At 70.9% G+C, this 21,439-nt stretch carries 22 protein-coding genes; 15 read left to right on the top strand and 7 right to left on the bottom strand.

Annotated features, from left to right (window positions below; genetic code table 11):
• The first annotated feature begins 110 nt into the window (after window positions 1-110).
• Window positions 111-3,647, top strand: a complete 3,537-nt coding sequence (dnaE, locus tag AB0M70_RS24365) for a DNA polymerase III subunit alpha (protein WP_365822678.1) — start codon at window positions 111-113, stop codon at window positions 3,645-3,647.
• Window positions 3,648-3,754: 107 nt separating this feature from the next.
• On the opposite strand, the gene AB0M70_RS24360 is transcribed toward dnaE, so the two are convergent.
• A complete protein-coding gene (locus tag AB0M70_RS24360) occupies window positions 3,755-3,940 on the bottom strand; it encodes a hypothetical protein (protein ID WP_365822676.1) in 186 nt (61 codons plus the stop codon).
• A 236-nt stretch (window positions 3,941-4,176) separates the two neighbouring features.
• Here AB0M70_RS24360 and AB0M70_RS24355 point away from each other — a divergent pair, with 236 nt between their 5' ends.
• The 4 genes from AB0M70_RS24355 (at window position 4,177) to AB0M70_RS24340 (ending at window position 8,196) form a co-directional block, all read left to right on the top strand.
• Window positions 4,177-5,457, top strand: a complete 1,281-nt coding sequence (locus tag AB0M70_RS24355) for an NYN domain-containing protein (protein WP_365822674.1) — start codon at window positions 4,177-4,179, stop codon at window positions 5,455-5,457.
• A 111-nt stretch (window positions 5,458-5,568) separates the two neighbouring features.
• Window positions 5,569-6,603 carry an ABC transporter ATP-binding protein gene (locus tag AB0M70_RS24350; RefSeq protein WP_365822672.1) on the top strand — a complete coding sequence of 345 codons (1,035 nt, stop codon included), beginning with the start codon at window positions 5,569-5,571 and terminating at the stop codon, window positions 6,601-6,603.
• A gap of 58 nt (window positions 6,604-6,661) precedes the next feature.
• Window positions 6,662-7,465, top strand: coding sequence for an ABC transporter permease (locus AB0M70_RS24345; protein ID WP_365823177.1), 804 nt, complete (start codon window positions 6,662-6,664; stop codon window positions 7,463-7,465).
• A gap of 56 nt (window positions 7,466-7,521) precedes the next feature.
• Window positions 7,522-8,196, top strand: a complete 675-nt coding sequence (locus AB0M70_RS24340) for a DUF2567 domain-containing protein (RefSeq protein WP_365822670.1) — start codon at window positions 7,522-7,524, stop codon at window positions 8,194-8,196.
• Window positions 8,197-8,365: 169 nt separating this feature from the next.
• On the opposite strand, the gene ybaK is transcribed toward AB0M70_RS24340, so the two are convergent.
• From ybaK to AB0M70_RS24320, 4 genes are all read right to left on the bottom strand, one after another.
• Window positions 8,366-8,878: a Cys-tRNA(Pro) deacylase gene (ybaK, locus tag AB0M70_RS24335; protein WP_365822668.1), complete on the bottom strand. Its 513-nt coding sequence runs from the start codon at window positions 8,876-8,878 to the stop codon at window positions 8,366-8,368.
• Between the two features lie 33 nt (window positions 8,879-8,911).
• Window positions 8,912-9,652 (bottom strand): LON peptidase substrate-binding domain-containing protein, encoded by a 741-nt coding sequence (locus AB0M70_RS24330; protein WP_365822666.1) that lies wholly within the window; start codon window positions 9,650-9,652, stop codon window positions 8,912-8,914.
• Window positions 9,653-9,663: 11 nt separating this feature from the next.
• Complete coding sequence (locus tag AB0M70_RS24325) at window positions 9,664-10,671, bottom strand: hypothetical protein (RefSeq protein ID WP_365822664.1); 1,008 nt, start codon at window positions 10,669-10,671, stop codon at window positions 9,664-9,666.
• A gap of 136 nt (window positions 10,672-10,807) precedes the next feature.
• Window positions 10,808-12,322, bottom strand: coding sequence for an oxidoreductase (locus AB0M70_RS24320; protein ID WP_365823175.1), 1,515 nt, complete (start codon window positions 12,320-12,322; stop codon window positions 10,808-10,810).
• Between the two features lie 242 nt (window positions 12,323-12,564).
• Between AB0M70_RS24320 and hisD the strand changes: the two genes are divergently transcribed.
• From hisD to AB0M70_RS24270, 10 genes are all read left to right on the top strand, one after another.
• A complete protein-coding gene (gene hisD / locus AB0M70_RS24315) occupies window positions 12,565-13,890 on the top strand; it encodes a histidinol dehydrogenase (RefSeq protein ID WP_365822662.1) in 1,326 nt (441 codons plus the stop codon).
• Complete coding sequence (locus AB0M70_RS24310; RefSeq protein ID WP_365822660.1) at window positions 13,887-14,993, top strand: histidinol-phosphate transaminase; 1,107 nt, start codon at window positions 13,887-13,889, stop codon at window positions 14,991-14,993. Before hisD ends, AB0M70_RS24310 begins: the two co-directional genes overlap by 4 nt.
• Complete coding sequence (hisB, locus tag AB0M70_RS24305; RefSeq protein WP_365822658.1) at window positions 14,990-15,583, top strand: imidazoleglycerol-phosphate dehydratase HisB; 594 nt, start codon at window positions 14,990-14,992, stop codon at window positions 15,581-15,583. Before AB0M70_RS24310 ends, hisB begins: the two co-directional genes overlap by 4 nt.
• A 4-nt stretch (window positions 15,584-15,587) precedes the next feature.
• Window positions 15,588-15,752 (top strand): hypothetical protein, encoded by a 165-nt coding sequence (locus AB0M70_RS24300; protein WP_365822656.1) that lies wholly within the window; start codon window positions 15,588-15,590, stop codon window positions 15,750-15,752.
• Window positions 15,753-15,766: 14 nt separating this feature from the next.
• The gene (hisH, locus tag AB0M70_RS24295; RefSeq protein WP_365822654.1) at window positions 15,767-16,420 is read left to right on the top strand and encodes an imidazole glycerol phosphate synthase subunit HisH; all 654 of its coding nucleotides are present in this window, start codon (window positions 15,767-15,769) and stop codon (window positions 16,418-16,420) included.
• Window positions 16,421-16,437: 17 nt separating this feature from the next.
• The gene (priA, locus tag AB0M70_RS24290) at window positions 16,438-17,166 is read left to right on the top strand and encodes a bifunctional 1-(5-phosphoribosyl)-5-((5-phosphoribosylamino)methylideneamino)imidazole-4-carboxamide isomerase/phosphoribosylanthranilate isomerase PriA (protein WP_365823173.1); all 729 of its coding nucleotides are present in this window, start codon (window positions 16,438-16,440) and stop codon (window positions 17,164-17,166) included.
• On the top strand, window positions 17,163-17,576 hold the full coding sequence (locus tag AB0M70_RS24285) for a RidA family protein (RefSeq protein WP_365822652.1): 414 nt from the start codon (window positions 17,163-17,165) through the stop codon (window positions 17,574-17,576). The genes priA and AB0M70_RS24285 overlap by 4 nt, the downstream gene beginning before the upstream one ends.
• A complete protein-coding gene (hisF, locus tag AB0M70_RS24280) occupies window positions 17,573-18,328 on the top strand; it encodes an imidazole glycerol phosphate synthase subunit HisF (RefSeq protein WP_365822650.1) in 756 nt (251 codons plus the stop codon). Before AB0M70_RS24285 ends, hisF begins: the two co-directional genes overlap by 4 nt.
• 122 nt (window positions 18,329-18,450) lie before the next feature.
• The gene (locus AB0M70_RS24275) at window positions 18,451-19,053 is read left to right on the top strand and encodes a helix-turn-helix domain-containing protein (protein WP_365822648.1); all 603 of its coding nucleotides are present in this window, start codon (window positions 18,451-18,453) and stop codon (window positions 19,051-19,053) included.
• Between the two features lie 14 nt (window positions 19,054-19,067).
• Window positions 19,068-20,312, top strand: a complete 1,245-nt coding sequence (locus AB0M70_RS24270) for an MFS transporter (RefSeq protein ID WP_365822646.1) — start codon at window positions 19,068-19,070, stop codon at window positions 20,310-20,312.
• A gap of 20 nt (window positions 20,313-20,332) precedes the next feature.
• Here the strand turns inward: AB0M70_RS24270 and AB0M70_RS24265 are convergent, their stop codons facing one another.
• Both AB0M70_RS24265 and AB0M70_RS24260 read right to left on the bottom strand, forming a co-directional pair.
• Window positions 20,333-20,728: a VOC family protein gene (locus AB0M70_RS24265; RefSeq protein WP_365822644.1), complete on the bottom strand. Its 396-nt coding sequence runs from the start codon at window positions 20,726-20,728 to the stop codon at window positions 20,333-20,335.
• Complete coding sequence (locus AB0M70_RS24260; protein WP_365822642.1) at window positions 20,728-21,363, bottom strand: TIGR03085 family metal-binding protein; 636 nt, start codon at window positions 21,361-21,363, stop codon at window positions 20,728-20,730. Before AB0M70_RS24260 ends, AB0M70_RS24265 begins: the two co-directional genes overlap by 1 nt.
• Window positions 21,364-21,439 lie beyond the last annotated feature (76 nt).

The following is a 21,439-nucleotide window of genomic DNA, read 5'->3' as shown; positions in this document are numbered from 1 at the left end:
ACGGTACCCCCGAGTGCCCGCCGCTTGTCAGTGCTCCGGATTAGACTTCCACGCTGTCCCCCCAGACTGCCCGCAGTCCGTCGCCGATAGTTTCCCGGAGGCCTCCCGCCGTGACCAAGCCGCCCTTTACGCACCTCCACGTCCACACCCAGTACTCGCTGCTGGACGGTGCCGCGCGGCTCAAGGACATGTTCGACGCCTGTAATGAGATGGGCATGACGCACGTCGCCATGTCCGACCACGGCAACCTCCACGGGGCGTACGACTTCTTCCACTCGGCGCAGAAGGCGGGCGTCACGCCGATCATCGGCATCGAGGCGTACGTGGCGCCCGAGTCCCGCCGCAACAAGCGGAAGATCAAGTGGGGCCAGCCGCACCAGAAGCGCGACGACGTGTCCGGTTCGGGTGGTTACACCCACAAGACGATCTGGGCGGCGAACAACACCGGCCTGCACAACCTCTTCCGGCTGTCGTCGGACGCGTACGCAGAGGGCTGGCTGCAGAAGTGGCCGCGCATGGACAAGGAGACGATCTCCCAGTGGTCGGAGGGCCTGATCGCCTCCACCGGCTGCCCCTCGGGAGAGCTCCAGACCCGGCTGCGCCTCGGCCAGTTCGACGAGGCCGTGAAGGCCGCCGCCGAGTACCAGGACATCTTCGGCAAGGACCGGTACTTCCTCGAGCTGATGGACCACGGCATCGACATCGAGCGCCGGGTCCGCGACGACCTGCTCCGGGTCGGCAAGAAGCTCGGCATCCCGCCCCTGGTGACGAACGACTCGCACTACACGTACGCGCACGAGTCCGTCGCGCACGACGCCCTGCTGTGCATCCAGACCGGCAAGAACCTCTCGGACCCGGACCGCTTCCGCTTCGACGGCACCGGCTACTACCTGAAGTCCACGGACGAGATGTACGCCATCGACTCCTCGGACGCCTGGCAGGAGGGCTGCCGCAACACGCTCCTGGTGGCCGAGCAGATCGACACCACCGGCATGTTCGAAAAGCGCGACCTCATGCCGAAGTTCGACATCCCGGAGGGCTTCACCGAGGTCACCTGGTTCCAGGAGGAGGTCCGCCGCGGCATGCAGCGCCGCTACCCGAGCGGTGTCCCCGCGGACCGGCAGCAGCAGGCCGAGTACGAGATGGACATCATCATCCAGATGGGGTTCCCGGGGTACTTCCTCGTGGTCGCCGACTTCATCATGTGGGCCAAGAACAACGGCATCGCGGTGGGTCCGGGGCGTGGCTCCGCGGCCGGTTCGATCGTCGCGTACGCCATGGGCATCACCGACCTCGACCCCATCACGCACGGGCTGATCTTCGAGCGGTTCCTCAACCCCGAGCGCGTGTCCATGCCCGATGTCGACATCGACTTCGACGAGCGCAGGCGCGTCGAGGTGATCCGGTACGTGACCGAGAAGTACGGCGCCGACAAGGTCGCCATGATCGGCACGTACGGAAAGATCAAGGCGAAGAACGCCATCAAGGACTCCGCGCGCGTGCTCGGATATCCGTACGCGATGGGCGACCGCCTCACCAAGGCGATGCCCGCCGACGTCCTCGGCAAGGGCATCGACCTCTCCGGCATCACCGACCCCAAGCACCCGCGCTACAGCGAGGCGGGCGAGATCCGGGGGATGTACGAGAACGAACCGGACGTGAAGAAGGTCATCGACACAGCCAAGGGTGTGGAGGGCCTGGTCCGGCAGATGGGCGTGCACGCGGCCGGCGTGATCATGTCCAGCGAGCCCATCGTGGACCACGCGCCGATCTGGGTGCGGCACACGGACGGCGTGACGATCACACAGTGGGACTACCCCCAGTGCGAGTCGCTCGGCCTGCTCAAGATGGACTTCCTCGGCCTGCGCAACCTCACCATCATGGACGACGCCGTCAAGATGGTGCGCAACGACAAGGGCATCGACCTGGAGATGCTCTCGCTCCCGCTCGACGACCCGAAGACCTTCGAACTGCTCTGCCGCGGTGACACGCTCGGCGTCTTCCAGTTCGACGGCGGCCCGATGCGCTCGCTGCTCCGCCAGATGCAGCCCGACAACTTCGAGGACATTTCCGCCGTCTCGGCCCTCTACCGGCCGGGCCCGATGGGCATGAACTCGCACATCAACTACGCGGAGCGCAAGAACGGCCGCCAGGAGATCACGCCGATCCACCCGGAGCTCGAAGAGCCCCTGAAGGAGACGCTCGGTCTGACCTACGGCCTCATCGTGTACCAGGAGCAGGTGCAGAAGGCCGCGCAGATCATCGCCGGCTACTCCCTCGGCGAAGCCGACATCCTGCGCCGCGTGATGGGCAAGAAGAAGCCCGACGAGCTGGCGAAGAACTTCGTCCTGTTCCAGGAGGGTGCGAAGAAGAACGGCTACTCCGACGCCGCGATCCAGGCCCTGTGGGACGTCCTGGTCCCCTTCGCCGGATACGCGTTCAACAAGGCGCACTCCTCCGCGTACGGCCTCGTCACGTACTGGACCGCCTACCTCAAGGCGAACTACCCCGCCGAGTACATGGCCGCGCTGCTCACCTCGGTGAAGGACGACAAGGACAAGTCGGCCATCTACCTGAACGAGTGCCGGCGTATGGGCATCAAGGTCCTGCCGCCCAACGTGAACGAGTCCGTGCACAACTTCGCCGCCCAGGGCGACGACGTGATCCTCTTCGGCCTGGAGGCCGTCCGCAACGTCGGCACGAACGTCGTCGAGTCGATCGTCAGGTCGCGCAAGGCGAAGGGGAAGTTCGCCTCGTTCCCCGACTACCTCGACAAGGTCGAGGCCGCCGCCTGCAACAAGCGGACCACGGAGTCACTGATCAAGGCGGGCGCCTTCGACACCATGGGGCACACCCGCAAGGGCCTCACCGCGCAGTACGAACCCATGATCGACAACGTGGTGCAGGTCAAGCGCAAGGAGGCGGAAGGGCAGTTCGACCTCTTCGGAGGGGGCGAGGAGACCGGCGGCGAGCCGGGCTTCGGGCTCGACGTGGAGTTCTCCACCGACGAGTGGGAGAAGACGTATCTGCTCGCCCAGGAGCGGGAGATGCTCGGTCTGTACGTCTCCGACCACCCGCTGTTCGGCCTGGAGCACGTCCTTTCCGACAAGGCCGACGCGGGCATCGGACAGCTCACCGGCGGTGACTACTCGGACGGCTCGATCGTCACCATCGGCGGCATCATCTCCGGCCTCCAGCGCAAGATGACCAAGCAGGGCAACGCCTGGGCGATCGCGACCGTCGAGGACCTCGCGGGCTCCATCGAGTGCATGTTCTTCCCGGCGACCTACCAGCTGGTGTCGACCCAACTCGTCGAGGACGCCGTGGTGTTCGTCAAGGGCCGCCTCGACAAGCGCGAGGACGTGCCGCGCCTGGTCGCGATGGAGATGCAGGTCCCCGACCTGTCGAACGCGGGCACCAACGCGCCCGTCCTGATCACCATCCCCACGGTGAAGGTGACCCCGCCGATGGTCAGCCGCCTCGGTGAGATCCTCAGCCACCACCGCGGCAACAGCGAGGTGCGGATCAAGCTCCAGGGCGCCCAGAAGACGACGGTGCTGCGGCTCGACCGCCACCGGGTACAACCGGATCCCGCCCTTTTCGGCGACCTGAAGGTGTTGCTCGGCCCGTCCTGCCTGGCCGGGTGAGGGGCAGATTCATGTGAAGGGGCGCACCCGGAATTCCGGGTGCGCCCCTTCACGCTTATCCGCCTGTGTGGGCGTCAGTCAGGCGTCAGTCAGGCGTCGGTCAGGCGTCAGTTGTGGCCGAAGCGGCGCTGGTGCTTGCGCGCGACCTCGGACGGGCTGCCCTGTGCCTGCACGTTGGACTGCACGCGCTGCTCGGCCTGCTCCGCGGACGACTTGGCCTGCTCCTGGGCCTGCTCGGCGGCCGAGGCGCGGTTCTGGTCGCCACCCTGCTTGCGGTTCTTGTTCTTGGCCATGGTGATCTTCCTCCTGAGGGGGATCTGGGGGCCAGGACGCGACCAGATTCACATACGGCGACAAGCTGCGCATTTCAGAGAATTACCGTGCGTAATAAGCCCTGTCGGGGAGTGAAGTCGCGATACGCCACGCCGAAGATCGAGTTCCGGCCGTTAACCTCCGCCGGGTCGGGCAGACTCGAAGGAAACCCGAACCATTACTTCCAGGGAATCTCCAGGGAAAGAGGGTGGATCGCGTGGACCGCTGCATCGTCCTGGTGGACGCCGGGTATCTGCTGGGCGCCGCCGCGAGTCTCCTCGCCGGCGAGCCCTCCCGGTCCCGGATCACCGTCGATCACACCGCCCTCATCCAGGGCATCCGTGAGCGCGCCGAATCCGACACCGAGCGCCCCCTGCTCCGGATCTACTGGTTCGACGGAGCCCCCGACCGCGTGCCCCAGCCCGATCACCGCAGGCTGCGCGTCATGCCCCGCGTGACGGTCCGGCTCGGCGCCCTGACCCGCAGCGACGGACGGTGGGCCCAGAAGGGCGTCGACGCCGCCATGCACGCCGAGCTCACGGAGCTGGCCCGCAACCGCGCCTGCTCGGACATCGTGCTCGTCACCGGCGACGGGGATCTGCTGCCCGGCATGATGGCCGCCAAGGAGCACGGCGTCGCCGTCCACCTGTGGGCCGTCCAGGCCGCCGACGGGGACTACAACCAGTCCGAGGACCTGGTGGCCGAGGCCGACGAGCGGCGCGTCCTGGACCGGGCCTGGATCACCAAGGCCGTACGCCCCAAGGAACTCACCGGCGTCTGCGCGCCTTCTCCCGTCCCGCGCCCCGAGATCGCCGCCATCCTCTCCGCCCCGCTGCCGGAGTCCGCGCTCGCGGCCGGCGCCCAGCGGGCCGCCGAGGAGGCCGCCGCAGTCGCCCGGCACGCCCAGCACGGCGAGCACCCCTCACACGCCCAGCACGCCGAAGCAGGGGCCAACGGCGACAGTGGCGGCGCCCACCACATTCCGCCGGGCAAGGGCGTGCCCACCCCCAAGGACCTGGCCGCCCTGCGCGGCCCCGGCACCCAGGCGGCCCAGCACCCCACCAACGCCACGCTGCGCTGGTCCTCCGACAAGGGCTGGGTCGAGCGCCCCGGCGGCGCCGCGGAGAGCCCGGAGGCCGCGGCCCTGCCGACGCTCGCCCAGCTGACGACGGCCGAGCAGCGCTGGGCGGACCGCGAGGAGGACATCACCACCGTCGGCGGTGACCCCTTCGAGGTCGGGCAGGTGTTCGCGCGCCGCTGGATGGCCCGCCTGCCCGAACAGCACAACCTGCAGAAGCTCTCGACGATGTACCCGCGCATCCCGCACCGCGTCGACGGCGAGCTCCTGCGGTACGCGGCCCGCTTCGGCCTGCTCGCCCACAAGGACGACCAGATCGACGAACACGACCGGTACGCGATCCGGGCCGGCTTCTGGCGCGAGATCGACGTGCACACGGCGGTCGAGCACGCACCGGTGGGCGACCGCTCCGGCGAGTGACCGAACAGGCACGCGAACGAGTGACGGAACACGTCCGCAGATGACTGATACGGGGCGTACGGGGCGCCCCGGGCGATGTGCCGGGCGCGGGACCCCGTACCCTCGTCCTTCGTGAGTACGCGCTCGGCACAGGCAGTCCGACAGGGGCTCCGACAGGGTCACGGCAGTGATGCCGTCTGCGCGGTGCGCGACCTCGTCAAGACCTATCCCGCCGCCCGCGGCAGGCGCGGCAGGCCCGCGACGCCCGAGGTGCGCGCCACCGACGGCATCAGCCTCGAGGTGCGGCGCGGCGAGATCTTCGGCCTGCTCGGGCCCAACGGCGCGGGCAAGTCCACCCTCGTACGGCAGCTGACCGGCCTGATGCGGCCCGACAGCGGGAGCGTCGAGATCCTCGGGCACGACATCCTGCGCCATCCCGAGCGGGCCGCGCGGATCCTCGCGTACCTGGGGCAGGAGTCCACCGCGCTCGACGAGCTGACCGTCTCGCTCGCCGTCGAGACGACCGCGCGGCTGCGCGGCCTCGAGGTCCGCGCGGCGCGGGCCGAGCGGGACGGCGTCCTCGAAGAGCTCGCGCTCACCCCCCTCGCCACACGGCCGCTGAAGAAGCTCTCCGGCGGGCAGCGCAGGCTCGCCTGCTTCGCCACCGCCCTGGTGGGGCAGCGGCCGCTGCTCGTCCTCGACGAGCCGACGACCGGCATGGACCCCATCGCGCGGCGCGCCGTCTGGGGTGCGGTCGACCGGCGCAGGGCCGAGCACGGCACCACCGTGCTGCTCGTCACGCACAACGTCATCGAGGCCGAGACGGTCCTCGACCGTGTCGCCGTCCTCGACCACGGCAAGGTCATCGCCTGCGACAGCCCCGTGGGTCTTAAGGAGCAGGTCGCCGGTGAGGTGCGGGTCGAGCTCGTCTGGCGGGAGCGGGCGCCGCTCGACGTCCCCGAGGTCGCCGCGCTGCGCTCGTCCGCGGTGGAGTCCGGCCGGCGCTGGTCGCTGCGGCTGGCCCCCGACGAGGCGCGGGCCGCCGTCGCGGCGGTCACCGGCGGGGCCGCCTTCGCCGCGCTCGACGACTTCACCTTGGCCACACCGAGTCTGGAGGACGTGTATCTCGCCCTGGGCGGGAACGGGGAAGGGCTGGTGAAGGCGTGACCTTCGCCGGACGGATGAACAGCGACAGCAGGAGGGCCGTTCGGTGAGTGCCGTTCCCCTGGAAGCGGCCGTACGGGCCGACGACCGAGAGTGGCAGGCCGAGGCCGCCGAGCCCCTGGGCCCCCGAGCGCGGCTGTTCCCCGCGCTCGCGGCCGTCTACCGGGCGCAGCTGTCCCGGGCCCGCGTCGCCCGCATCCCGCTGCTCTTCGTGGCCACCTTCCAGTCCGTCGGAATCATGATCCTGATGCGGGGCGTCGTGGACGGGGGCGGCGAGGCGCGTGCCGTCGTCGCCGGGTCCTCCGTGCTCGTCGTCGCGTTCGTCGCGCTCAACCTGCTCGCGCAGTACTTCGGGCAGCTGCGGGCCGACGGTGGCCTCGACCACTACGCCACGCTGCCCGTGCCGCCCGCCGCGGTGGTCCTGGGCGCCGCGGCCGCCTACGCCTCGTTCACCGTGCCGGGCACGCTCGTCACCGCGGTCGTCGGGTGCGGCCTCTTCGGGCTCCCGATGGCGAACCTCTGGGTGCTCCTCGCGGTGATCCCGTTGGCCGGTGCCGCGCTCGCCGGGCTCGGCGCCGCCCTCGGGCTGCTCGCGCCCCGCCCCGAACTGGCCACGCTGCTGGGCCAGTTGGGCATGTCGGCGGCGCTGCTCCTGGGTGTGCTCCCGGCCGAGCGGATGCCCGGGTTCCTGCAGTACGCGCGTGACCTGCTGCCCTCGACGTACGGGGTCGAGGCGTTCGCCCGTACCTTCGGGCCGCATCCGGACTGGGCGACCGTCGTCCTCGATCTCGCCGTCTGCGCGGGGGTCGGCGTCGCCTCGCTCGCGATCGCCACTTGGGCGTACCGCCGTGCAGCCGTGCGATGACGCGGTCCTCGCCGTGCGGTGAAGCGGTCCTCAGGTAGTACTGGCACCATGTGTGGGTGACTGCACCGCTGACGCCCTCCCAGCCGCCCCACGACCGGCCCCCGCACGACCCCTGGCAGCAAGCCGCTCAGCCGTCCGGAGCCGTTCCCCCGCAGGCGGACGAGGAGGACGGTCCTGGCATGAAGACCGAAGTGCGGCAGGCCGCGGTGATCGCGGTCGTGGTGGCTGTCTGCGGCGTGGTGCTCGGCCTGCTGTGGCTGTGGCTCGCGCCCCGTGTGCCGTTGATCGCCGACAGCGAGACGGTGTACCTCAAGGACACCGAGGGGGAGCAGGCGATCGGCGTGGACGGAACGTTCACCCTGCTCGCGCTGGCGTTCGGCGCGGTGAGCGGCGCCGTGGTGTTCCTGCTGCACAGGCGGGGCGGCATTCCGCTGGTCGTCGGGCTGACGGCAGGGAGCCTGCTGGGGGCCGTGCTCGCCTGGCGGCTCGGGATCTTCCTCGGGCCCGAGACGGATGTCGTCGCCCATGCGAAGTCCGTGGGCAAGGGCGTGGCGTTCGACGCCCCGATGGAGCTCAAGGCCAAGGGCGCGCTGCTCGCCTGGCCGGTGGCCGCGCTGCTCGTGCACCTGGGTCTTACCGGGCTCTTCGGACCGCGGGACCCCGAGCCGTACCCCCTGCCCTACGGGGACCCCGGGCGGGCAGAGGGCAGCTCGGACGCGACCGGGGCGTGAGACCGCCCCTCGGGCCGCTCGTGGACGTCAGGCGGGCCGGACGGGTCGGACGGGTCAGGCGGGCCGCTTTCCGTGGTTCGCCTTGCCCTTGCGTACCCGCCACTTCCTCTTGCGCGTCTTCTTCGACATGAGGGTGGTACTAGTCGAGCCCGTGGCCCCCGTCGAGGGCCTATTCACGCCCGATCGGGGCGAGTACCGCGCCCGTGAGACGCGCCAGGTCACCGGGGGCCAGTTCGACCTCCAGGCCCCGGCGGCCCGCCGACACGCAGATCGTGGCGTGCGAGGAGGCCGAGTCGTCCAGGACCGTGCGGAGCTTCTTGCGCTGGCCGAGGGGTGAGATGCCGCCGCGTACGTACCCCGTGGTGCGTTCGGCGGCTGCGGGGTCCGCCATCACCGCGCGCTTGCCGGAGACCGCCGCGGCCAGGGCCTTGAGGTTCAGGGTGCCCGCCACCGGGACCACGGCCACCGTCAGCTCGCCGTCGACCTCCGCGACCAGGGTCTTGAAGACCCGGTCGGGGGAGACGCCCATGGCCTGGGCCGCCTCCTCGCCGTACGAGGGGTGCGCGGGGTCGTGTTCGTAGGCGTGCACCGTGTGGTCCGCGCCCGCCGCGGTCAGGGCCACCGTCGCCGGGGTGCCGCCCGCGCCCGACTGCTTCTGCTGTTTCTTCTGCTTCTTCGCCAAAGCGCTCGCGCCTTACGTCGGTTGAGGCTCGTGTCAGTTGAGGCTCGTGGTGCCGCGCGTGAGGTCCGTCGCGGGCAACGACGGCAGATTACGGATGATCGCGGTCTCGGCGCGCAGGACTTTCAGCTCCTCGTGCAGGCGCGAAGCGGTGTCCGGCGCCTCCAGGAGCCGCTGCTTCGTGGGGGTGTCGAGGACGGCTGCGGCCGCGACCAGATACGACACCACGGACGGGTCGTCCGGCAGTTCGGCGCCCGTGGACAGGGACCGCTCGCGCGCCCCCGCGAGCCGCTTCTGGTAGGCGCGGAACGCCCGCAGGACGCCCTCGGCGAGGGCGCCCGCCTCCTCGCCCGGGTCCTCGGGCAGCTCCTCGACCTCCGCGGTCAAGAAGGCGCCCGAGGCGTCCACCGAGTGCAGGCGTACGCGGGTGGTGCCGGTGGCGAGGACCTCGAAGCCGCCGTCGGCGCGCTCCCTGATCGTCGCCGCGTCCGCGATGCAGCCCACCGCGTGGAAGGCCTTGAGCGGGTCCTCGCCGAAGCCGGCGGTCGGGCCCTGCTCGGGCTGTGCGGTGGGGTCCGGGAGGCCCGGGGCGCTCGGGGCGACCTCGAGGCCGTCCCGGATGGCGACGACCGCGAAGAGGCGCTGCTCCTCGTCGGGAGTCTTGAGCAAATCGCGCATCATGGCGCGATAACGCTCCTCGAACACGTTCAGCGGGAGCACGAGTCCCGGGAACAGCACCGAGTTGAGCGGGAAGAGCGGAAGCCGGACGGTGGTCACGAGCTGCAAGCCTAATGGTCGCCGGAGCCCGCTCGTCCGCCGCCGGTGCGCAGCGGGGTCCCGGAGGCCACCTCGATGCGTATGCCGTCGCGCAGTTCCAGGAACTGGCCGAGCGGATCGTCGGACATGCGGTCCCAGGGGAAGGACGTCGCATGGGGCCCGATGAGGCGCATCTGTTCCAGGGCGTCGCTCCACCGCTCCAGGCGTACGAGGACGAACGCGAGGACGTTGCGGACCTCCGCGGGCCAGGGGTCCCCGGCCTCGTACTCCCCGGACACCGCGATCCCCAGGTCGGCCGCCGCGTCCAGGCGCTCGCGCGGCACGCTCCCCGATGCGCTGGTGAGGTACGCGAAGGCGGCCCGCGCGGGCAGCGCCTGGATCAGCGAGCCGGGCAGCGCGTCGCGGGCGGCCCGCTCGGCGAAGTCGAAGCACTGGCCGTGCGAGCCGTACCAGGACGCGGAGAGGTACTGGAGCGCCGAGGCGTGGCAGCCGTAGTGGTGCGAGGAGCGGTGCACCGCCTCGGCCCGGATCTCGTCGAAGACCGAGTGCGGGGCATGGGTGCCGCGCGCGTGGTCCAGGGCGATCCGCCACGGCACGGGGTCGCGCGGGTCGGCCTCGGCTGCGGCGGTGATCAGGGGCGCCGTCTCGCGAAGCAGCTCGACGCGGGCGGGCGATTCCCAGCCGCGGACGACCGCGAGCTCGGCCTTGACGAGCAGCGCGTCCGGGTCGTGCGGCGACGCGACCTGCCAGTCGTCGAACCACTCGGGGCGGGAGCGGGCGAAGGCGGCGAGACGCGTCGTGTAGCGGTCGCGGTTCTCCCATTCGTTGCCCTCGCGCGTCATGGCGAGCAGTTTGGCGGCGGGGCCGTAATCGCCTCGGCCGGCGGCGACGAGCGCCGGGCCGAGCCGGTCGTCGGGCGCGTCGAGGAGCACCTCGTCGTCGGGGGTCAGACCGGAGGCGAGGAGCGGGGTGTTCCTGACCATTCGTGCGGTGCGGATCAGGGCGCGCAGGAGTGCCATCGTGTGGGTATTGAAATCCGCAGGTCGGGGCAGTGCCAGAGGGTGGCCGGTGAAGCTTTGGCATCAGTCGTTAGGTTGCCTGACACATGGTCAAGGGCTGGCAAAATCTCTGCTCCCGGGCGGCCCGGCAGGCTCCTCAGTTCCTCCGCAGCAGCCTGGTCGCCCCCGCCGCGACCGTCGTCGCGAGCACCCAGCCGAGCAGGATGAGGATGGCCGCGAACCACTGCCAGCCGCCGCGCAACTGCCAGTAGCTGTCCTGGCCGAGGTTGATCACCGGGAGCAGCAGGTCGAGGGAGAAGAGCGCGGGGTTCCAGTTCGGGTGCTCGCCCGGTTTGATCGCCGGGTGGTCGGCGCGGGCGAAGGCCACCGCGCTCACCGCCCAGAGCACCGCCATCCACAGGGCGGCGCGGCCGGGACGGTAGCCGTAGGCCACCGTCCAGTCCTGGGCGAAGCCCCAGAGCTTCGCCGCGAGCGGCAGGGTCTCGCGGCGTCTGCGCTGCTTGGCGAGCAGGACCTCGCGGGCGTCGGCGTCCTCGCCGCCGTTGCGCAGGACGGCGGCCAGCTTCTCGTACGGCTCGGGGTTGTACTCGGCGGTCGCCGCCGCCACCCAGGCCAGGCGCCGGGCGAGCGGGAAGCTGCCCTGCGGCACGAGGTTCTCGTAGCTGAAGCCGCCCATCTGGAGGCCGCCGGGGCCCGGCCAGCTGGTCGACTTGTCGATGAGGTTGACGACCTTGGCGCCGGACAGAATGATCTTGCCGCGCTGCGGGGCCTCGCCGAGGAAGCGCAGCTCGGGGGTCTGGACGCGGCGCAGCGACACCTCCTGGTCGTTCTCCAGGGTGAAGCGCGCCTGGGCCAGGTCGACGGCGTCGCCGAAGCGCCCGTCGTCGAGCCGGACACCGCCCTGGCACTCGAAGCGCTGGACACGGGTGCCGCGCGGGGGAGTGGTGCCGCTGGTCATGGGGGGATCGCCGAGCGCGGCCGGCGTCATGTAGAGGGTGCGTTCCACCGTCATCTGCGGGGCGTTGAGCGCCCGCTGGCCGTACGGATTGGCGAGCTTGCTGCCGCGCAGGCTGAAGGAGACCCCGACCTTCGCGCCGCGCAGGCTCAGCTGGCCGTGCGACTCCATCATCTCGGCCTGCAGGTCCTGCCCGACCGAGAGCCCGTCGCCCATGATCGAGTTGCCGCGCCGGTCGCGGTAGATCACGGCCTGGTTGATCAGCAGGTCGGTGCCGATCTGGGCGTCCGTGAGCCGCATGCCGTTGTGGATCCGGCAGCGCGGCAGATGCAGGTCGCCCTCCGTGTGCAGGCGGGCCGCCTCCACGCGCGGGATCGAGCAGTTGACGAGCCGCAGGGTGGTGAACTTGGCCTCGGGGACCAGGATCTCCTTCTCGAAGCGGCAGTGCTTCAGCTCGGCGTAGGGAAGGATCTCGCCGCCCGCCAGATCGAGCACGTCCGTGATCTGGAGGCCCGAGAGCTTGAGCGAGGAGACCCGGCCGGAAAGCGCCGGTGGCCCCTCCAGGAGCAGCCAGCACACGATGCGGGCGCGCACACTGCGTTCCGGACCCCAGGGGTGGCCGCCGTGCGGATCGTCCGCCATCGCGTCCCCCGACCGGAGGTCGTAGACGCTGCCGTTGCGAAAGGCCTGCCACATGCCGATCTCGGCGGCGGTCAGCCCGTCCGGCGGATCACCGGTGTCGTCGACCACTGCTGTTGTCCTCCCCGTACTGCGATGTGCTGCGTTTTCGATCGTGCGGTGCGCCCTGGTCTCGTACACCTGTTTCATGCCCGCTCAGTGACGGGCTGAACGCTAGTGGTGAACGAGGTCTTCCGGGATCCATATCAGCCAGTGATACGGCGTCCGGCCCCGAATCAGGGTCTGAGAGAATTGGCCATGTGATCTCCCGAATCGATCTGCGCGGCGACGCCCTCCCCGAGGGCCCCGCCCTGCGCGCCCTGCTGCCCCGTGCCGACTTCGACGTCGCGGCCGCCCTGGAGAAGGTGCGGCCCATCTGCGAGGACGTGCATCATCGTGGCGACGCGGCGCTGATCGAATACGCGGAGAAGTTCGACGGAGTACGGCTGACGCAGGTCCGTGTCCCCGCGACCGCCATCGCCGAGGCCCTGGCCGGCCTCGACCCGGTGGTGCGCGAGGCCCTGGAGGAGTCGATCCGCCGCGCCCGCATCGTCCACCGCGAGCAGCGCCGCGCCCCGCACACCACCCAGGTCGTGCCCGGCGGCTCGGTCACCGAGAAGTGGGTGCCGGTCGAGCGCGTGGGGCTCTACGCCCCGGGCGGCCGGTCCGTATACCCCTCCTCCGTGATCATGAACGCGGTCCCGGCGCAGGAGGCGGGCGTCGAGTCGATGGCCCTCGCGTCCCCGCCGCAGAGCGACTTTGACGGCCTTCCGCACCCGACGATCCTGGCCGCCTGCGCCCTCCTCGGCATCGACGAGGTGTACGCGGTCGGCGGCGCCCAGGCCGTCGCGATGTTCGCGTACGGCACCGAGACCTGCGCCCCGGCCAACATGGTCACGGGCCCCGGCAACATCTGGGTGGCCGCGGCCAAGCGCTACTTCACCGGCCGCATCGGCATCGACACCGAAGCAGGACCGACCGAGATCGCGGTCCTCGCCGACGACACGGCCGACGCCGTGCACGTCGCGTCCGACCTGATCAGCCAGGCCGAGCACGACCCGCTCGCGGCCGCCGTCCTCGTCACCGACTCGCTCGCCCTGGCCGACGCGGTCGTCAAGGAGCTGGAGCCGCAGGTCGCGGCGACCAAGCACATCCAGGACCGGATCGTCCCCGCCCTGGAGGGCAGGCAGTCCGCGATCGTCCTGGTCGACGGCCTGGAGGAGGGCCTGCGCGTCGTCGACGCGTACGGCGCCGAGCACCTGGAGATCCAGACCGCGGACGCCGCCGCCGTCGCGGACCGCGTCAAGAACGCGGGCGCGATCTTCGTGGGCCCCTGGGCCCCCGTCTCGCTCGGCGACTACTGCGCGGGCTCCAACCACGTCCTGCCGACCGGCGGCTGCGCCTGCCACTCCTCGGGCCTGTCCGTCCAGTCGTTCCTGCGCGGCATCCACATCGTCGACTACACGCGCGACGCCCTCGCCGACGTGGCCCAGCACGTGGTGACGCTCGCCGAGGCCGAGGACCTGCCCGCGCACGGCGCGGCGGTCAAGGCGCGGTTCGGATGGAAGGTGCCTCAGAGCAAGTGACCGACATCGACGACCTCCCCGTACGCGACGAACTGCGCGGCAAGTCCCCCTACGGGGCGCCCCAGCTCGACGTACCCGTACGCCTGAACACGAACGAGAACCCCTACCCGCTCCCCGAGCCGCTCGTCGAGCGCATCGCCGAGCGTGTCCGCGAGGCGGCCCGCGACCTCAACCGCTACCCCGACCGCGACGCGGTCGAGCTGCGCACCGAGCTCGCCCGCTACCTCACGAAGACCGGCGGCCACGAGGTCACCCTCGCCAACGTCTGGGCGGCCAACGGCTCGAACGAAGTCATCCAGCAGCTCCTGCAGACCTTCGGCGGGCCCGGCCGCACCGCCATCGGCTTCGAGCCCTCGTACTCGATGCACGGCCTCATCGCGCGCGGCACCGGCACGGGCTGGATCTCGGGCCCCCGCGGCGACGACTTCACGATCGACGTCGAGGCGGCCACCAAGGCCATCGCCGAGAACCAGCCCGACGTCGTCTTCGTGACCACGCCCAACAACCCCACGGGCAACGCCGTCCCGGCCGAGACGGTCCTCGCGCTGTACGAAGCCGCGCAGGCCGCCAAGCCGTCGATGGTGGTGATCGACGAGGCGTACGTGGAGTTCAGCCACGGCGACTCGCTGCTCCCGCTGCTCGCGGGGCGCCCGAACCTGGTCGTCTCCCGCACGATGTCGAAGGCCTTCGGCGCGGCCGGGCTGCGCCTGGGCTACCTCGCCGCTGACCCCGCGGTGGTCGACGCCGTACAGCTCGTACGGCTGCCGTACCACCTGTCGGCCGTCACGCAGGCCACCGCGCTTGCCGCCCTCGAGCACACCGACACGCTCCTGAAGTACGTCGAGCAGCTGAAGCGGGAGCGCGACCGCGTGGTGAGCGAGCTGCGTGCGATCGGCTATGAGGTGACCGACTCCGACGCCAACTTCGTGCAGTTCGGGCGATTCGAAGACGCTCACGCGGTCTGGCAGCGGATCCTCGACCGGGGCGTCCTGGTCCGGGACAACGGAGTGCCGGGGCGGCTGCGCGTGAGCGCGGGAACCCCCGAAGAGAACGACGCGTTCCTCGATGCGGTACGCGAACTGAAGAAGGAGCAGCAGGCATGAGCCGGGTTGGACGGGTCGAACGGACCACGAAGGAGACGTCGGTCCTCGTCGAGATCGATCTCGACGGCAAGGGCGAGGTGGCGGTATCCACAGGGGTCGGTTTCTACGACCACATGCTCGACCAGCTCGGCCGCCACGGCCTCTTCGACCTCACGGTCAAGACCGAGGGCGACCTGCACATCGACACCCACCACACCATCGAGGACACCGCCCTCGCGCTTGGCGCCGCCTTCAAGCAGGCGCTCGGCGACAAGGTGGGCATCTACCGCTTCGGCAACTGCACGGTCCCGCTCGACGAGTCGCTCGCCCAGGTGACCGTCGACCTCAGCGGCCGCCCGTACCTCGTGCACAGCGAGCCCGAGACGATGGCGCCGATGATCGGCACGTACGACACGACGATGACCCGGCACATCCTGGAGTCCTTCGTCGCGCAGGCCCAGATCGCCCTGCACGTCCACGTGCCCTACGGCCGCAACGCGCACCACATCGTGGAGTGCCAGTTCAAGGCCCTGGCCCGCGCGCTGCGTTACGCCTCTGAGCGTGACCCGCGCGCCGCCGGCATTCTTCCCTCCACGAAGGGCGCGCTGTAAAGCCATGACCGGTCTGACCACCATCCTGATCGTCGTCGGTCTCTTCCTGATCGGCGGCATCATCTCCTTCGTCAAGCAGGGGATGCCCAAGGGTCTGATCACGCTGCTCTCCATCGCCGCGGCGATGTGCCTGACGGCGGGGATCATGCGGCTCGACTACTGGAACTGAGGGGCGTACGCGACATGAGCACTCCCCAGAACCCCCGCAAGAAGGTCGTCGTCTTCGACTACGGCTTCGGGAACGTCCGCTCCGCCGAGCGCGCCCTCGCGCGGGCCGGCGCGGACGTCGAGATCACCGGCGACTACGACAAGGCCATGGCCGCCGACGGCCTCCTGGTCCCCGGCGTCGGCGCCTTCGCCGCCTGCATGCAGGGCCTCAAGGAGGCGCGCGGCGACTGGATCGTGGGCCGCAGGCTCGCGGGCGGCCGCCCGGTGATGGGCATCTGCGTCGGCATGCAGATCCTCTTCGCGCGCGGCATCGAGCACGACGTGGAGGCCGAGGGCCTCGACGAGTGGCCCGGCACCGTCGAGCCGCTGAAGGCCGACATCGTCCCGCACATGGGCTGGAACACCGTCCAGGCGCCGGACGACTCCCAGCTGTTCGCGGGCCTCGACGCCGAAGCCCGCTACTACTTCGTGCACTCGTACGCCGTGCACCACTGGGACTTCGAGGCCGGCAACCCCGCCTTCCGCGCGCCCAAGGTCGCCTGGACCACGCACGGCGAGCCCTTCGTGGCCGCCGTCGAGAACGGCGCGCTGTGGGCCACGCAGTTCCACCCCGAGAAGTCCGGCGACGCCGGCGCCCAGCTCCTCACCAACTGGATCGGAACCCTTTAAGAATGTCAGGGACCTCTGTGAGCAAGCTCGAACTCCTTCCCGCCGTCGACGTCCGCGACGGCCAGGCCGTACGCCTCGTCCATGGCGAGTCCGGCTCTGAGACCTCCTACGGCTCCCCGCTGGAGGCCGCCCTCTCCTGGCAGCGGTCGGGCGCCGAGTGGCTGCACCTGGTCGACCTGGACGCCGCGTTCGGCACCGGCGACAACCGCGCGCTCATCGCCGAGGTCGCGGGCGCCATGGACATCAAGGTCGAGCTGTCCGGCGGCATCCGCGACGACGACACGCTCGCCGCCGCCCTCGCCACCGGCTGCACCCGCGTGAACCTCGGCACCGCGGCCCTGGAGACCCCGGAGTGGGTCGCCAAGGTCATCGCCGAGCACGGCGACAAGATCGCGGTCGGCCTCGACGTGCGCGGCACGACCCTGCGCGGCCGCGGCTGGACCCGCGACGGCGGCGACCTGTACGAGACCCTGGAGCGCCTCAACTCCGAGGGCTGCGCCCGCTATGTCGTCACCGACATCGCCAAGGACGGCACGCTGCAGGGCCCGAACCTGGAGCTCCTGCGCAACGTCTGCGCGGCCACCGACCGCCCGGTCGTCGCCTCCGGCGGCGTGTCCTCGCTCGACGACCTGCGCGCGATCGCCGAGCTCGTCCCGCAGGGCGTCGAGGGCTCCATCGTCGGCAAGGCGCTGTACGCGAAGGCCTTCACGCTCGAAGAGGCCCTCGCCGCGGTGGCGACGTCATGAGTAACCACCTCGTCCGCCGGGTGAGCTCGGGCGGACCGTGGGAGGAAGCCATCGGCTACTCCCGCGCGGTCGAGCTCCCCAACGGCCTCGTCCTGGTGTCGGGCTGCACGTCGGTGGTGGACGGCGTCATAGACGCCGGGACCCCCTACGAGCAGGCCGCCAACGCCTTCCACGTCGCCGTCGAGGCCCTGAAGAAGCTGGGCCTCGGTCGGGAGCACGTCGTACGCACCCGCATGTATCTGACCCACGCGCGGGACGTGGAGGAGGTCGGCCGGGCCCACAAGGAGCTCTTCGACGACGTCCGCCCGGCCGCGACGATGCTCATCGTCTCCGGCTTCATCGACCCGAGTCTGGTCGTCGAGGTCGAGGTCGAGGCGTACGGTCCGCGTGCAGGGGCAGGTGGCGAATGACCCTCTCCGTACGCGTCATCCCCTGCCTGGACGTGGACAACGGCCGGGTCGTCAAGGGCGTCAACTTCCAGAACCTGCGCGACGCGGGCGACCCCGTCGAGATGGCCAAGGTGTACGACGCCGAGGGCGCCGACGAGCTCACCTTCCTGGACATCACGGCCTCGTCCGGCAACCGCGAGACCACGTACGACGTGGTCCGGCGCACCGCCGAGCAGGTCTTCATCCCGCTCACGGTGGGCGGCGGTGTCCGCACGGCCGAGGACGTCGACAAGCTTCTGCGGGCCGGTGCGGACAAGGTGGGCGTGAACACGGCCGCCATCGCCCGCCCGGAGCTGATCCGCGAGATCGCGGAGCGGTTCGGCCGCCAGGTGCTCGTCCTCTCGGTGGACGCCCGGCGCACCGCGTCAGGCGGCTTCGAGGTGACGACCCACGGCGGCCGCAAGTCCGCCGGGATCGACGCCGTCGAATGGGCCCACCAGGCCGCCGAGCTCGGTGCGGGGGAGATCCTGCTCAACTCGATGGACGCGGACGGCACCAAGGACGGCTACGACATCGAGATGATCGCGGCGGTCCGCCGTCACGTCACCGTGCCCGTCATCGCGTCCGGCGGCGCCGGCCGCCTCGACCACTTCCCGCCCGCGATCGAGGCGGGCGCGGACGCGGTCCTCGCGGCTTCGGTCTTCCACTTCGGGGATCTGCGGATCGGCGAGGTGAAGGACACGCTGCGGGAAGCGGGACATCCCGTGCGCTGAGGCGTACCGCTGTGCGTCGAGCCCTGGTCACCGGGTGGCCAGGGCTTTTCGCCGCCCTGATGCGAAAGGAAAGTTGCGCAATTTATATTGCGCAAGTTTTGTTTCGCATCTACGGTCGGGGCATGGACGACGACCAGCAGAAGTCAGGCGGGCCTCGCCGCATCACCGACCTCGGCACGCTCAAGGCACTGGGGCATCCGTTGCGCCTGCGGGTGTACGGCGCGCTGCGGGTGTCCGGCCCGTCGACGGCGTCCCAGCTCGCCTCGCAGGTCGACGAGGCGGTCTCCCTCGTCAGCTACCACCTGCGCAAGCTCGCGGAGCACGGCCTCATCAAGGAGGCCGAGGTGCAGAGCGGTGATGCGCGGGAGAGGTGGTGGCAGGCGGCCCAGGACACCCTGAGCTTCCGGCACGAGGACTTCAGGGACTCACCCGAGGGGGCAGCCACGCACGCGGCCGTCGTGCGCAGCCTGATCTCGTACCGCCGGGAGCAGTACGAGACCTACCTCGACCAGCAGGAGGCATGGGGCGCCGACTGGCGCATCGCGGCCGACCAGTCGGACTTCCTCGCTCGGCTCAACCCCGCCGAACTCACCCGCCTCAACGCCGAGATCCACGCCCTGGTCAGGACGTACGAGGAGCAGGGCAAGGCCGCCGAGGCGGCGGGCGACACCGAGGGGCGCGAGAACGTCGCCGTACACCTGGCCAGCTTCCCCTTCCGGATCTGAGAGGGCTGCCCCACATGACCACCACTGTTTTACGTACGGCTCCCGCCCCGCAGAGGCCCGCGCACAAGGACGGCAACGTCCTGCGCTGGCTCGGTGCCTACAGCGCGTCCGCGGTCGGCGACAACGTCTACTACCTGGCCCTGTCCTGGGCCGCCGTCCGGTCCGGGGGCGCCGCGCAGGCCGGCCTGGTGATGGCCGTGAGCGCCGTGCCGCGGGCGCTCCTGATGCTGGGCGGGGGAGTGGTCGCCGACCGCTTCGGGCCGCGCAGGGTCGTCATCGGCAGTGACGCGGTGCGGTGCGCGGCGGTGTTCGCGGTGGCGGGGCTGCTGCTCGTGGCGAGCCCCGGGGTGTGGCTGCTCGGCGCGTTGGGGCTTGTCTTCGGGACGGTCGACGCCCTGTTCATGCCCGCCGTCGGAGCGCTGCCGGCCCGCGTCACGGGACGGGACCAGCTGGCGCGCGTGCAGGGGATGCGGGGCCTGGTGGTCCGTCTCGCCAACGTCGTGGGCGCCCCGCTCGGCGGCCTCGGGGTCGCGCTCGGCGGCTCCGCGGCGGCCTTCGGCATCGCGGGGGCGCTGTTCGCGGTGTCGCTGCCGCTGCTGATCTCCCTGCGGGTGAGGGAGCTGCCGGACGACGGCGGGGCGGGCGAGCGGACCGCGTGGGGCGAACTGGGCGACGGGCTGCGGTACATCCGCGGCCACCGCGTTCTCGCACCCCTGATGGTGCTCGTCGCCCTGGCCGACCTGGGCTTCGTCGGGCCGCTGAACATAGGGCTCACCCTGCTGGCCGACGAGCGCGGGTGGGGAGCCTCGGGGGTCGGTCTCGTCCTTGCCGGGTTCGGGGCGGGCGCCGGGATCTCCGCGCTCTTCCTGACGGTGCGCGGAAGGGTGCCGAGGGCCGGTCTCGTGCTGTCGGTGACGTGCCTCGCCGGAGCGGTGGGGGTGGGCGCCGTGGCGTACGTGCCCGTCGTCTGGGCCGCCGCGGGGGTGGCGCTGCTGGTGGGACTCCTGATCGGGCTGACGGGGGCGGTGTGCGCGGCGCTGGCGCAGACGGAGGCCGACCCGACCTATGTGGGGCGGGTGACCTCGGTGGGCAGCCTGGTCAGCCTGGGGGTGGCCCCGCTGACGTATCCGCTCACGGGTGTGGCCGTGGGGGCGTGGGGCACGGCGCCGGTGTTCACCGTGAGCGCGGCGGCGTGCGGGCTCGCCGGCCTCTTCGGGCTGTGCTCCCGCGGACTGCGGGAAGCGGAACTGCCCCGCTGAACCCGCGTACCGAAGACCGTCTACGCCCTGCCCTGCATCAGCTGCACCAGATTCCCCACCGTGTCGTCGAGCACCGCGGTGATCACCGGGCCCTGCTTCTCGGGGCCGTGGGCGAACCGCACGCCCAGGCCGACGAGCCGTTGGTGCTCGGCCCGCACGTCGTCGACCCCGAGGACGATGCACGGGATCCCCGCCGCGTGCAGCGCCTTGCGGTAGGGCTCGGCGATGGGTCCCTCGCCCGGCTCCAGGAGCAGCTCCACGTCGTTGTGACCGCCCGCCGCCCCGACCGTGACGAAGGGTGTGCCACCGCCCGGCCACACGTGATGGCGGGTCTCGAAGCCCAGGACGTCCGTGTAGAACGCGTGGGCCCTGGCCACGTCGTCCACGTACACCCCGGTCATCGCGACCCGGATCATCAGATGCCCAGTTGCTTCGTCTCGTGCAGCCTGGCGATCGCGTCCTTGTCGCCGTCCAGCTCGACGTCGGCCACGTCCTGCCGTCCGTGCACGAACATCAGCAGCTCGGAGGGCTCGCCGGTCACCGTCACCACGGGAGTGCCGCGGTGCGCCACCACCGTCTGGCCGTCGGGGCGCCGCAGGACCACGCCCACCGGTGCCTTGCGGCCCACCAGGCGGGCCATCCGCTCCAGGCGGGACCACAGGGCGTCCGAGAACACCGGGTCGATCTCGCGGGGCGTCCAGTCGGGCCGGGCGCGCCGCACGTCCTCGGTGTGGACGTAGAACTCGACGGCGTTCGACGCCTCGTCGATCTGCTTGAGGGAGAAGGGGGAGAAGCGGGGCGGTCCCGTCCTGATCAGCTGGATCAGTTCCTCGTACGGCTTCGCGGCGAACTCGGCCTGCACCCGCTCCAGGCGCGAGGCCAGCTGCTTGATGAGAAGCCCGCCCGCGGCGTCCGCGCGGCGCTCGCGGACCACCACATGGGCCGCGAGATCACGGGTGTTCCAGCCGTCGCAGAGCGTGGGGGCCTCTGGGCCCTCCGCCTCCAACAGATCGGCGAGGAGAAGTCGTTCACGCTTGGCATGGGTCGACATACCGTCCAGCCTACGACTCGGCATCCGGCCCGCCCAGTGGACACGGCCAGGCCGATGCGTGCGGGCGCGGCACAAT

Origin of the sequence: Streptomyces sp. NPDC051214, assembly GCF_040682375.1 — a bacterium.
Classification (GTDB): Bacteria; Actinomycetota; Actinomycetes; order Streptomycetales; family Streptomycetaceae; genus Streptomyces.
This window is presented reverse-complemented; position numbering and strand designations above follow the sequence as displayed.